The organism is Bradyrhizobium sp. 41S5 (assembly GCF_011516665.3).
GTDB lineage: Bacteria > Pseudomonadota > Alphaproteobacteria > Rhizobiales > Xanthobacteraceae > Bradyrhizobium > Bradyrhizobium quebecense.
On the sequence record NZ_CP083721.1, the window covers coordinates 7,126,702 to 7,139,411 of the forward strand.

General features: G+C 60.6%; 7 protein-coding genes and 5 pseudogenes. 7 read left to right on the forward strand and 5 right to left on the reverse strand.

Features of this window, described 5'->3' with window-relative positions:
- Positions 1-73: 73 nt before the first annotated feature.
- A complete protein-coding gene (locus HAP47_RS34315; RefSeq protein ID WP_173637460.1) occupies positions 74-1,432 on the forward strand; it encodes an IS701 family transposase in 1,359 nt (452 codons plus the stop codon).
- Between the two features lie 1,081 nt (positions 1,433-2,513).
- Positions 2,514-3,568: pseudogene (locus HAP47_RS34320) on the forward strand (IS1380 family transposase); the annotation flags it as partial.
- 466 nt (positions 3,569-4,034) lie between these two features.
- Here the strand turns inward: HAP47_RS34320 and HAP47_RS34325 are convergent.
- The 3 genes and pseudogenes from HAP47_RS34325 to HAP47_RS34335 form a co-directional block, all read right to left on the reverse strand.
- Positions 4,035-5,465 carry a hypothetical protein gene (locus HAP47_RS34325; RefSeq protein WP_231168570.1) on the reverse strand — a complete coding sequence of 477 codons (1,431 nt, stop codon included), beginning with the start codon at positions 5,463-5,465 and terminating at the stop codon, positions 4,035-4,037.
- A 632-nt stretch (positions 5,466-6,097) separates the two neighbouring features.
- Positions 6,098-6,256, reverse strand: a pseudogene (locus HAP47_RS34330) (IS256 family transposase); the annotation flags it as partial.
- 157 nt (positions 6,257-6,413) lie between these two features.
- Entirely contained in the window at positions 6,414-7,757 is a 1,344-nt protein-coding gene (locus HAP47_RS34335) for an IS1380 family transposase (RefSeq protein ID WP_173640827.1), read from the reverse strand.
- Between the two features lie 289 nt (positions 7,758-8,046).
- Between HAP47_RS34335 and HAP47_RS34340 the strand changes: the two genes are divergently transcribed.
- Together HAP47_RS34340 and HAP47_RS34345 are read left to right on the forward strand one after the other, a co-directional pair.
- Positions 8,047-8,292 carry a hypothetical protein gene (locus HAP47_RS34340; RefSeq protein ID WP_173640826.1) on the forward strand — a complete coding sequence of 82 codons (246 nt, stop codon included), beginning with the start codon at positions 8,047-8,049 and terminating at the stop codon, positions 8,290-8,292.
- Between the two features lie 848 nt (positions 8,293-9,140).
- Positions 9,141-9,407 (forward strand): DUF3892 domain-containing protein, encoded by a 267-nt coding sequence (locus HAP47_RS34345; RefSeq protein ID WP_173640825.1) that lies wholly within the window; start codon positions 9,141-9,143, stop codon positions 9,405-9,407.
- 116 nt (positions 9,408-9,523) lie between these two features.
- On the opposite strand, the gene HAP47_RS34350 is transcribed toward HAP47_RS34345, so the two are convergent.
- Positions 9,524-9,817 carry a hypothetical protein gene (locus HAP47_RS34350; protein WP_173640824.1) on the reverse strand — a complete coding sequence of 98 codons (294 nt, stop codon included), beginning with the start codon at positions 9,815-9,817 and terminating at the stop codon, positions 9,524-9,526.
- A 229-nt stretch (positions 9,818-10,046) separates the two neighbouring features.
- Here HAP47_RS34350 and HAP47_RS34355 point away from each other — a divergent pair.
- The 3 genes and pseudogenes from HAP47_RS34355 to HAP47_RS34360 form a co-directional block, all read left to right on the forward strand.
- Positions 10,047-10,635 (forward strand): annotated as a pseudogene (locus HAP47_RS34355) (transposase); the annotation flags it as partial.
- Between the two features lie 418 nt (positions 10,636-11,053).
- Positions 11,054-11,356, forward strand: coding sequence for an Arm DNA-binding domain-containing protein (locus HAP47_RS41710; RefSeq protein WP_173640823.1), 303 nt, complete (start codon positions 11,054-11,056; stop codon positions 11,354-11,356).
- 53 nt (positions 11,357-11,409) lie between these two features.
- Positions 11,410-11,670 (forward strand): annotated as a pseudogene (locus HAP47_RS34360) (transposase); the annotation flags it as partial.
- Positions 11,671-11,706: 36 nt separating this feature from the next.
- Here the strand turns inward: HAP47_RS34360 and HAP47_RS34365 are convergent.
- A pseudogene (locus HAP47_RS34365) lies at positions 11,707-12,555 on the reverse strand (transposase); the annotation flags it as partial.
- Positions 12,556-12,710: the final 155 nt, after the last annotated feature.

Consider the following 12,710-nt stretch of genomic DNA (forward strand, 5'->3'; position numbering starts at 1 on the left):
CTGAGTCAGAAAGTCGCGGACGTTTTTGACGACGAATCGGCTACCCGAGGGACTCACGCGAGGGGGAGCTGGAATGGGTAGCCGAAGCGGTAACCAGGGTGAATCGCGATTTACGGCCTATGTCGAGGGTTTGGCGAGCGTGATCGGGCACGCGGATCGGACGAGACCGCTGAGGGACTACTGTGTTGGCCTGATGCTGCCCGGGGATCGCAAAAGCGTCGAGCCGATGGCGGCGATAACAGCCCCGGAGCGAACGGCGGCCCAGCATCAATCATTATTGCATTTCGTCGGCGCGGGCGGATGGTCGGACGAGAAGGTCTTGAGCAAGGTGCGAGAGATGGTCCAGCCCAAGATCGAGCGACACGGTCCGATCGAGGCCTGGATCATCGATGATACTGGCTTTCCCAAGAAAGGGCGGCATTCGGTTGGCGTGGCACGGCAATACTGCGGTCAGCTTGGTAAGCAGGACAATTGCCAAGTGGCGGTCTCGCTATCGATTGCCAATCATCATGCGAGTTTGCCGATCGCCTACCGTTTGTACCTGCCGGAAAGTTGGGCCGAGGATGAGGATCGCCGAGAGAAGGCGGGCGTACCAAAGGATGTCACCTTCAAGACCAAGCCTGAGATCGCGCTGGAGCAGATCCGGTCGGCGTGTGCAGCGGGCATTGCACGCGGTGTTGTGCTGATGGATGCGGGATATGGGGCCGATACCGCGCTGCGCGGGGAAGTGACGGCACTGGGGTTGCGCTATGTTGCCGGTATCTTGCCGCACACCTCTGTCTGGCCACCAGGCACGAGACCGCTGCCACCAAAGCGATGGTCTGGGAATGGGCGGCCGCCAAAGCTGATCCGGCGCGACGACAAAAATAAGCCCTGCTCAGTCAAGGCGCTCGCGCTGCCGAGAACGGCCTGGCGCAATGTCAGATGGCGCGAAGGCAGTGCTGATTGGCTGACCTCGCGCTTTGCACGCGTTCGGGTCCGTCCCGCTAATCGCGATTACTGGCTGAGCGAGCCCCGTGCGGAGGAATGGCTGTTGATCGAATGGCCTGACGGCGAGGCGGAGCCGACCAAATACTGGTTCTCGACACTGCCTGAAAACATCTCCTTCCGCGCCCTGGTCAACTTCGCCAAGCTCAGATGGCGCATCGAACGCGACTACCAAGAGCTCAAGCAGGAGGTCGGCCTGGGGCATTATGAAGGGCGTGGTTGGCGCGGCTTCCATCACCACGCCACGTTATGCATCGCCGCCTACGGCTTCCTGATCTCCGAAAGGGAGACGATTCCCCCCTCACGACCTCGTCGGCCCGCGTTCGTCAAAGAATTTGCGCTTCCCAAAAATCAAAAGCCGCGGGGCGCTACCGCTCAGAACCGAGCGTCATATTCCGAATTCGATCGCTACCATGCGGCGGCGCCTTACCAGCGCATTGGTTAGCCGGCTACGTAGATGTCCGTGCTGCGCAGTCCAAATCCAGGTCGATGCGCCGTCATGATTTGTGACGCAGTAAGACTAGCCGGGCAATTCCGCATTGTGCTGCGCCACCGCCTTCTTATCAGGGCTACAGTTTTCGCTATCCTCGCCCCGAATGCAACCTGTTCCCCGTAAGCGGCAAGTGCCAGGCGAACGGATCGCCATAAACCTTCGTATCGTTCCGAGCCTTCCTTGAGTTGCCTAACGCTTACCAAGGTCCAATTGAAGCGCTGATGGCGATCCTCTTAGCTGCATATGTCGCTGGCCGTGGCGGACATCTCATTCGACTTCGCCGGCGACGTCAACGATAGTCAGTCAGGAGGTCGCGGATTCTGTTTTTCGTCGGAATGGCAGCCTTTGCCGAGGCGTGGGTAGAGACACTGATGGAACCTTTCGAGCTTGCATGGTGCGAATTTGAATACCAACGGGCTCTCAGATGCCTCGAAGAGAGGGAGAACAGGGCAGGCTAAAGGCTCGTCCGGTTGGCGTTGTCGAGGCCGTATGGTTTCGCTGGACATCGCAGGGGGCTCCGCGACGGCGCCGGGAGGCTTTCTCCCAGCCTTCAACCCGTCACGAAAAGGCCCATCCGCGCCCACACTCTCGGAGCGTTGTGGGATGCCCCCGCAGAAGGGGCGTGCCGGTGACTGGAGCGCCGGTCAAGGGAAAGGCCTACCCCTCGATCGCCTACCTCAAAGGCGCTGCCGACATGGTTCCAATTATCATGCCATGAATCCAAATATCATGAGGCATAGTTCCAATTTTCTGGGCCTCGGAATCGGCATGTACCAGCGGTTGGTACATCAAAGAATCACTAGCGATTCTGGCGACTCAAGTTTTCGGCTCAGTGCACCGCAAAAGATGTGGGTAATCGTAAAACGACGAAGGCCGCCTGATCAACGCATGCGCGCGGGCACGGCGAGCTCTATGATAGCGTGTGAAGGTCAGGCAGCCTGCTGATCGCCGGGCTTGTCGGCTTGGTGCTGGAGCTTCCATTCCTAGGGCAGCAGTTCGTGCAGACGCGATGCGGAAGGTCGGCGATGTGGGCGAGGACGCCGACGACCTCGATCATCCGCGGTCCGATCCCGCATTCAAGCTGGCCTGCGGACGGCTGCCGGACACGGGTCGCGATCTGTGTTCCCAACCGACGCTGTCGCAGCTGGAGAATGCTCCGCGCCTTCGACGCATGGATGGATAGCTACCCGCGCGAGCCGGCATCCGTCACGCCCGACATCGATGATACCTGCGATGTCGTCCACGGCCATCAGCAGCTCTCGCTGTTCAACGCTCATTATGACGAACGCTGCTTCCTGCCGATCCACGTCTACGACACGGAGAAGAGCCGGCCCGTGGCGGTCGTGCTGCGGCCCGGCAAGACGCCGGGCGGCGTCGAGGTGCGTGCCCATCTGCGCCGCCTGATACGGCATATCCGGACGCGGTGGCACAACACGCGAATTACGTTCCGTGGCGACGGGCGCTATGCCCGGCCGGAGGCAATGGCGTGGTGCGAGACCAACGGCATCGACTACATCTTCGGTCTGTCCGGCACCAAGCCGCTCGCCAGAAAAGTCGACGAGGCCGCCGACGGCATCCGCACGCGACGCGCCATCGAGAACCTGCCGGTTCTGCGTGGCTATACCGAGACGCGCCACAAGGCAAAGTCCTGGGATCGCGAACGACGTACCGTCGCCCGTATTGAGGCGACGATGCTCGGCCTCGACATCCGTTTCGTCGTCACCAGCCTCGATGTCGGCTCGGCCGAGTGGATCTACGACAGCCTGTATTGCGCGCGCGGCCAAGCCGAGAATCTGATCAAGCTGCATAAGACGCAGCTCGCCTCCGATCGCACCAGCTGCCGTTCGGCGCTCGCCAATCAAGTCCGCCTCGTTCTCGACACCGCCGCTTATTGGCTGATGCTGACCGTGCGCGACGCGATTCCCAAAGCCCGGGAATTGGCCACAGCCGAGTTCGCGACGCTGCGTCTTCGTCTCTTGAAACTCGCTGCCCGTGTCGTCGAGACCACGAGCCGCGTTTGCCGCGGCATGTCCCGAAGCCGACCTGATCCGCGGCTTGCCAGGCGCGCTGCTGCCGCTCGGTCCTTGACCGGCGAGGCGTCCGCCCCCGTTCGCCCAACCTACACCTCAAGCGCGTTGCAAAGTACCGGTCGTCAGGCGATGAAAAGCCGAAGGCAATCCCGCGCGCCTCGTCAGAGTAGATGTGCGGCCACATCAATCGGACCAAAAAAAACGCACTCTCACGAATAGGACGGGCTAAGCACCACACCGCGCAAGGCGGCCTACGCTGGAGCGATACCACGCTCGCGTCGGATTTGACGGCGCGCCGACTGGAAGTGATCCCGAAACGGGACGCCGCCTTTGGTTCCCCGGGGACGATGCGACCGGGAAGCCGCTTTGAGAGGACGGAGACTGGCGAGGGGGATGGTCATCCAGATGATCCAGCACTTGCCCTAGCTCCCTCCTGAGAGCTCTGCTCTGCATCGAATGCGACATCCCCCTGGACCAAAGCGGACGGGGCGAGGTGATCATCTCACCCTTCCTGCTCTGCGGATTCATCGTCGCCAAAGCTCCCCTGAAGAGAATAGCTCTGGATTGAAAGTAAACTCTTCTGGATCAATTGAGAACGAAGGCGCGGGGTGGTTGTCCCGTCGTCCGTGAAGCTCCTCATGGAGGTCCTTTTCCAGTCGCTGAAGCTCCTCTGGAGCGACGGAGACTGGCGAAGGAATGGGTTGATCATCCAGATGATCCAGCACTCGCCGAAGCTGCTCCGGAGTAAGCTGCTCTGGATCGAGCGCGACCTGCCTCTGGACGAAAACCGACGGGTGAGCCGATTGATCATCACGCCCTCCCTCAAGCTCCGAGGCGGATTCATCACCAAGCAGTCGCCAAAGCTCCCCTGGGGCGAACAGCTCTGGATTGAAAGTGAACTCTTCAGGATCAACTGAGAACGAAGGCGCGGGATGGTTGTCCCGTCGTCCGTGAAGCTCCTCGTGGAGGTCCTTTTCCAGTCGCTGAAGCTCCTCTGGAACGACGGAGAGTGGCGAAGGAATGCGTTTATCATCCAGATGATCCAGCACTCGCCGAAGCTGCTCCTGAGGAAGCTGCTCTGGATCAAATGCGGCGAGCTCTTGGCCGAAAACCGACGGCGCGGGTTGATCATCCTGTTGTTCCTGCAGCTCTTCTAGCCGACTATCAGCTTCGTGCGGCGCGTTGCGCTGCGCGGCGGCATCGTCGAGGCGCCTCGGACCAACCAGTGCCGTGCTTTCGGGATTAGTGAGGACCACGTTCGGGGGAGGAGGATTGTGGTTGGCGCGAGCGCGCCCTGGGCGTACGATCGGCGCACCAGTTGACCGAAGGGTGCGGAGATGCCCTAATGCTGCAAGGAGTTTCTTCCTCGTACCCTCTCCGGCGAACTCGTGTATGTCACCGCCGTCGCTCAGCGACTTGCTGTCCATCCGAGCAACGATGCTCGGTCTGTTTTTTGCGAACAGCCAACGGCTAAAGCCAAGAAGACAGCTTACATATTGCTTCGCCGCGGCGGAGGTCATCCCGCCTTCGATGAGGGCGTCCTTAAGCCTCAAGATATCTGGAGCATCCTCCGGATAAAGAGGCTGCTCGTCCCTCTGCCCGACAATTCCCGTTGACTCAGCCGGCTGCAGCGCCGAGGCCGCTGGCATTGCTCCACCCCCCTCTCCTGAAGTCGCGATCTCGGTCGGCTGCCGCTCAATTACAACCGTTTGCGAGTTATTTAGCTTCCTCGGCCTCTTCGCTGCTCTCGACTGAGCTGCCTCCTGCTCAAAGTTGATGAGGACCTCCTCGCTTGGCAGGACGTTGCTCCTGGCGAGTGCAACCATCGGCTCGTCCCAGAACGGCTGGCCTTCGCTAGACGCGTCTTTCGCTGAGGGGATCGTGCGCGGCCGCCCGCGAGAAACGATATGGCCGGAATCGTGATACGCGCGAAGGACGCCCACCCCTGTCTTCATGTTTACGTCTCTCGGAAAGTAGCTATTTACGTGATCGAGCAGGGACCGGTGGTCCCTTAGATCAGTCGTTTGGCCACGAGCGCGGAGATCATTCCCCAATCGACGAAGTGCCTGAGTATAAAACTTAATCGTGCTCGGTTGTGGATTTTTCTGAGTCGCATACTGAGTAATCGCCCTATCGATAATGTCCCGGTCTTCTTCAGACAGATGGGGGTAAAACTGGTTGTCTCGTCCCTCACTGGCGACGGGAGCAGAATCGGTCTGGTTTGCCTCGGCCAAGTGTTGCTCAAAGCCGTCTTGCCCGGCCTGGTCCGTCTGGGGCTCTTCCGAGACAGCGTGCTCCACCTGTAACCAAGCCGGTAGATTAAATGGGTCAAAATTTTGACGGTCCACGCTAACCTCATGTCTGATCACCTTGAGCAGGCCTCCTACTCGAGCAAGCTTTCGAGAACCTGACATGGCCAAAGGGCCGTAGCCGAGCCGGACAATGCAGTTATCTGCCGCGTGCGCGTCGTTGGTGAGGAAACATCTCACCGCAGCCTTGATGTTCAGTAACTTCTGAGGGTTTCGGGCGCCACGCTAGCAGAAGCCCGCAATGAGCTATCGCCAATTTTTGGAGACGACCGGGCCGGTCAGGCGGCGGCGGTTGCGGGCTGACGGTCGGTCGGCTTGGCGATGACCTCGATCTCGTCGTTGAATGTCACACCGAGAACGAGTTTTGGCAACTGGTTGTGTCCGTCGAGCCGTCGCCAGCTTTTCTGTGCGCCCTCAAGCAATTTGAAGAAGCTAGCCCGTCTTATTCATGATTGCCGGGCGGGGCAGCTGGAACATTTCCGGTCGGGGTGAAGGCGCGCGCGAACGCTTCGGCTTTTTCGCCGCTTTTCGACCCGACTTCGTGAACGCGTTGGAGGACGGCAGCGGGGTGACCGGGGGCTCATGCCCCGCGCGTCAGGGTGCTTGCGGGACCAGAGCGTTTGCCAAGTCGCGGAACAGGTCGGCGTCGGGGCACGCCGCAGCGAAGGCGAGACGGACGCGGGTGGCGGTCTCGATGACGCGGGCTGCGATCTTGAGAAGCCTGAGCCTGATCGTGTTGAACTCGGCCGTTGCCAGATCGCGCGGCTTTGGGATGGCATCGCGCACGGCGAGGATGAGCCAATAGGCGGCGGTGTGGAAGACGAGGCGGACCTCGTTGGCGAGCGCCGAGCGGCAACTGGTGCGATCGGAGGCGAGCTGGGTCTTGTGCAGCTTGATCAGGTTCTCGGCCTGTCCGCGAGCGCAATAGAGGCTGTCATAGATCCACTCAGCCGAGCTGATATCCAGGCTGGTGACGACGTAGCGGACGTCGAGCCCTTGTTGGGTTGCCTCGATGCGGGCGACGACACGGCGCTCACGATGCCAGGAGCCGGCCGCGTGGCGGGTCTCGGTGTAGCCGCGAACCACGATCTTGTTCTCGATCGCACGTTCGGTTCGAAATGCATCACAGACCTCGTCGACCTTTCTGGCGAGCGGCTTCGTGCCGGCTGGCGCGAAGATGTAATCGACGCCGTTTTGCTCGCAAAAAGTCATCGCCTCGGGGCCGGCGTAATGGCTGTCGCCGCGGAAGGTGATACGCGTATCGGGCCAGCGCCGGCGAATGCGCCGAACCAGGCGGCGCAGGTGTGCCCGCACCTCGCGGCCGCTCGGCGTCTTGCCGGGGCGCAGGATGACCGCAACAGGCCGGCTGTGCTCGGTGTCGTAGACGTGGATCGGCAGGAAGCAGTGTTCATCATAATGGGCGTTGAACAGCGAGAGTTGCTGACGGCCATGCACCACGTCGACCGTGTCGTCGATGTCGAGCGTGATTGCGCTCGGCGCTCGCGCGTAGCTGTCCATCCATAGGTCAACCAGCACAGAGCTCAGCCGGATCACCTCGCGCAGGTGTGGTGCATTCTCCAGGCGCGATAGGGTCGGCTGCGAACACAGATCCCGGCCAGTGTCCGGCAGTCGGCCGCAAGCCAGCTTGAACGCCGGATCGCCGCGTAAACGATCGAGATCATTGCCATCCTCGTAACCACACGCGATGGCGAAGATGCGGGCGCGGATCATATCCGCAAGGCTGTGCACGATGCGTCCCGGATCGCGCCGCTCGGGGAATACGCAGGACAACTTCACGGCCAAGCCGAGGCGCCGGTCCGCCATGGCCAGAAGCATGACGCCGCCATCCGACGTCAGCTTGCCGCCGTCGAACGAGGCTGTGATCTTCTTGCGGGAAACGGCTGGAAATGAGAACGGCAGACTCGTATCATCGGTCATGGCGAGTGTGGCGGCCCGGATGCGCGGAGGGTGGGTGTCAGCAACCGAATCCTACGCCATCTCAGCGGCTTACGCCACGCTCGCCAGCCTCTCAACAAGCCGCTGATGAATAAGACGGGCTAAATGATCGAGCCCCGCCCGCCGCAGACTGTGCGAAGTGATCAATTTCGCCAAAGGCGCGTCTCCGGCTGACTGCCGAACGTCGGCTCGTCCGAAGCTTCGAGTAGCCCTTGCTGCGTTTGCTCACCGGCGCTAACGCTGGTCTTGGGATTTGCGGAGAGGATGCACGATGAGCAAGGCGCGCGAGTTTGTCGATTTCTGGATCGAGAATAGCGTTCACGCTATCGAACAGTATCGGACTGTCGGCGCGTCGCAGGATGTCACCGAACTGACCCGCCGCCTCATCGATGCTGCTAAGGAACAAGGTATCCCGGAAGCGGACTTGCAGGCTGAGATCGGCGATATCTCCGACTACATCGCAGGCCAGCTCAAGGCGGCAAATAGGGCTGAGAGCGAACGGCGTAAGCTTACCTAGGCGCCTTGCGGCAAGGCCAAGGCCGTCGCCTGAGGCGGCCCACTCCACGCTTACGACGCCTTCCGCTTCCGCGCCGATTGACGGAAGCTACGTGAGAGCCTTGGCGACGACGTTGCCGGACGACATCACCAAGGCTCACCACACAACGGATTGCCCCTTGAATAGCGTGAGCCGTCGCGTCGGTTGTCGTCCTGCCCTCTGCCTGGCTGCCCCCTAAAGTAGGTAGGAGCCCGATCCAATGTTGATGCAGTAACGTCAGCCGCCGTTAGCCTTTCGGGCTGGGCTCCCGTGGAGCATCAGGAATCTGTCGATGTCTGGAAAAACTACTACTCACTTGCGCGCCGCAGTTAAGAGGCGCATTGCCCAGATCGAAGGTATGACACTAGTCGAGATTCAACGGGTCATGATGGACTGTATGTCCGAGCGATCTGCTGGCAGGATGACGGCGTGTGAGGGCAATGCGTTGCGCCACGCGCTGAACAAACGGGTCGGTATTCTCGGACGAGACCTTGCCGAGACGCGGGAGAGCTAAGCGCAGTGAGAGGCCGCGATCCCGAAGCAGCGACGCCCAAAGAAAGAACTCGCCGGCATGGAGACACAAATACAGGAGCGGTACCCCGCTCGCGTCAAGGACAAGAGGTGCGCGGCATGTTCGAACAACCACACTTCTCGTTCTTATTCAACCCCGACTCGCGTTTGTATTGGCCTTGCGGTCTTAAGCGCCGTCCTGCTGGTCGGGATAATAGTGACGCACGTTGGGCCGTAAGGCTGCTCCCCGTATCCTCACTTGGTTGATTCGGGATTTGCTGTGATGCCGTTCTGCCGCTGGAGACGAATAGGAGTGAGCCATGACTCGCCGGATTACCTGCATTATCAAGCTGCCTACCCATCAAGACCGCCATCGGCGTATTCAAGCAGTCGGTGGTTCAGGATGGCAAGACTCGGAAGAAAGAGCCATTGCAAACGTCAAACGCGACAAAAGCGCTTATGAGGTCACTGAGCAGGGCAAGACGGTCAATGTGATCGTCGAAGAACACGATGGTCGCGAGTACCTCAAGACCGAGAACGATCGTTTTCTTCCCGACAATCTTCTGAGTCTTCAGGATTGCTCGTGACCCGGCGTGTCGTAATGTGACTTGAAGTCGTGGTCACACGGGGGCGGTCCGGACCGTTGGCAAGCCTTGAAGTGGAGTCACAGAACCGACAGCGGTCGCGCTGTGTACGTCCGCCACTACAATCTTTTTGCCGCGCTCAATGAAGCCCCGCGCGCGACGCCAGCGAAGGCGCCTGGCGTGGCAAATGCACCCTGGAGACCAGATTTCTCCAGCAGTGGCGCAACGGCTTCCTTCAGGCCACCGCCGCCCGCTTTCGGCCGCCTTGCCGAATGTCTTACCGGCATCGCCAATTTTTTTTGGATGTCGCCGAGCGATTTCTTGCCGGCGTCGCCGATGGCCTCGAGCTTGGCCTTGACCTCCGCGTCGCCCTCAAGCGCGATACTGAGGAGTATCTCGTTCTTCTTAGCCATGGCGTTTGTCCCTCACGGATACGATGCCGGCCGCTAGCGGGTCCGTGTACCCATAACTCTGCCCGCCGAACGACGTCAGCATTACCGTCAGAAGCGGACAAAAGAGGCGCGTTTGGTCATGTCGGCTAAGGGCCTGGCAGCCGGGTCCGAACGGTGTGTGTATCAATTGGCACCTAGCCCGTCTTATTCGTCAGAGGGCGCCTGAGAGGCTGGCGAGCGTGGTGTAACCAACGGCATCGACTACATCTTCGGTCTGTCCGGCACCAAGCCGCTCGCCAGAAAAGTCGACGAGGCCGCCAACGGCATCCGCACGCGACGCGCCATCGAGAACCTGCCGGTTCTGCGTGGCTATACCGAGACGCGCCACAAGGCAAAGTCCTGGGATCGCGAACGACGTACCGTCGCCCGTATTGAGGCGACGATGCTCGGCCTCGACATCCGTTTCGTCGTCACCAGCCTCGATGTCGGCTCGGCCGAGTGGATCTACGACAGCCTGTATTGCGCGCGCGGCCAAGCCGAGAATCTGATCAAGCTGCATAAGACGCAGCTCGCCTCCGATCGCACCAGCTGCCGTTCGGCGCTCGCCAATCAAGTCCGCCTCGTTCTCAACACCGCCGCTTATTGGCTGATGCTGACCGTGCGCGACGCGATTCCCAAAGCCCGGGAATTGGCCACAGCCGAGTTCGCGACGCTGCGTCTTCGTCTCTTGAAACTCGCTGCCCGTGTCGTCGAGACCACGAGCCGCGTTTGCCGCGGCATGTCCCGAAGCCGACCTGATCCGCGGCTTGCCAGGCGCGCTGCTGCCGCTCGGTCCTTGACCGGCGGGGCGTCCGCCCCCCGTTCGCCCAACCTACACCTCAAGCGCGTTGCAAAGTACCGGTCGTCAGGCGGTGAAAGGCCGAAGGCAATCCCGCGCGCCTCGTCAGAGCAGATGTGCGGCCACATCAATCGGACCAAAAAAACGCACTCTCACGAATAGGACGGGCTAGCGCGGTCGTGTTGGACAGGCAGCCCTTCGATCGGATCGTGTGGTGGCGCACGGTGGCGAAGGTGCTTTCAATGGGATTGGTCCCCCGACCCCAGGATTATGATTCCTAATTTTCGCATCTACATCCTAAAACATACTGCGCCATAGCGACCGCTACCTTTTTTAATTCTATTGAAGAATTACCGCCTTGGTGCATCATAGATTGCCGCTCCATTCCCCTCGTTGGTAATAGCTAGCCGATGGCTAAGATGGCGTTTTCTGATGTTGGCCTCCGGAGCATATCGCCGCCTCCCAAGGGCCAGATTTGCTATTGGGACGATAAGCTTCCGACCTTTGGCTTTCGTGTGTCGCAGGGCGGCTCCAAGACATTCGTCCTCAACCGCAAGAACTCGCTCATTACGATCGGCCGTTTCCCCACGATTTCCCTCTCCCAAGCTCGGACGGAAGCCAAGCGGCTGCTTGCAGAGTTCACGCTTGGGAAGGTGCGCCCGCAGTCGATCACGTACTCAGAGTCAACGGAGCCGGCCCCGGAATTCTGCACAGGGCGATAAGTGGAGTTTCGGCCTGACAGCGGGCACGCTGTGCCTGCGAATCAGGAGCGACAATGAGCAGAAGAACACGCCGGAACCACACACCGGCCTTCAAGGCGAAGGTGGCGCTCGCCGCCGTGAAGGGCGATCGAACGCTGGCTCAGCTTGCCGAGCAGTTCGACGTCCACCCCAATCAGATCACGGCGTGGAAGGCTCAGCTTGAAAGCAAGGCCGCCGATGCGTTCGGTCCCGGCGGCGGCTCCGGAGCGGAACAAGCAGCCATCGATGTGAAGTCGCTGCACGCCAAGATCGGCGAACTGACGCTGGAGAACGATTCCTAAGAAACGGCAGCATCTACTTTTCGGCTCCAAGGGATGGAGAACAAAGCCGAATGGCTTGGCACGCCGATGCAAATTGTTGACCACTCGCGTCCGGTAACGCGTCTCGTAGGACGAGGCCTTGGGATCGACATAGTCCATGCCGTATCGCACAGCATTGTAGAACAGAACTGCGATCTTCCGGGCCGTGGCGGTCACGGCCTTGGCCCTGCCGATGCGCACTGAGAGCTGTCTATAAAAGGCGCCGAGCGCAGTGTCTGTACGCCCCACGGTCACGGCAGCAAGGCGCAGAAGTGCCGCCGCTCGGCCGCCGGATCGGCGCGTTCGGGACGAGAGCATTTTGCCGCCGGCGCCAGTCCCAGCCAGGAGGTAAAATGCTTTGCACTTGGCCACGAGGAGAGGTCGTCGCCGCATTCAGCGATCAGCTTCAGCGAGAGGTAAAGGACCGAGGCCGTCGATCGCGGTGAGGTCCTTTCCGAGCAACGCGAACAGCGCCTCGCGGACGTCGAAAGCTGGAGCGTTCGCCTGATCGATTCGATTCCGACGCCGCGAGACCTGCGGCGCTGATCCGTGGCCATGACCGCGATGGAAGCTCAGTTCCTTCAACACGGCTTCAATTCGGGCGTCGCAGGCAGATGCCTTCTCGTGGTAGGCGTCGTAAAGCGCAAGTGCCTGCTCGAGCGCAAACAGATGCTCGGCGCGGTAGCTTCCGGTGAGCACCTTCGCGATCGTCTCGGCGCTGGAGCGGCAACTATAATGGCGCAAGCACGCCAGCGCCTCAGGATCGCGCTCGCCGGCAAGGATCGCTCGTATGATACGCAGGCCGGTCACGCCGGTGATGTCGGTGACGACGTGGTGCAGCTGAAGATTCATCTCCATCAAACCGGCAGCAGCTCAGTTCCTCGACTTCGATCTTTTGGGGTTCATCTCTAATCCTCCTGCTGACGGCGGCGGAAGGCTGGGCTGCGCTATCCGTCAGATTCCTAAACGGGATCGCCGGATGGCGTCACCACTCTCAAGTGCGCGACAACCCATGG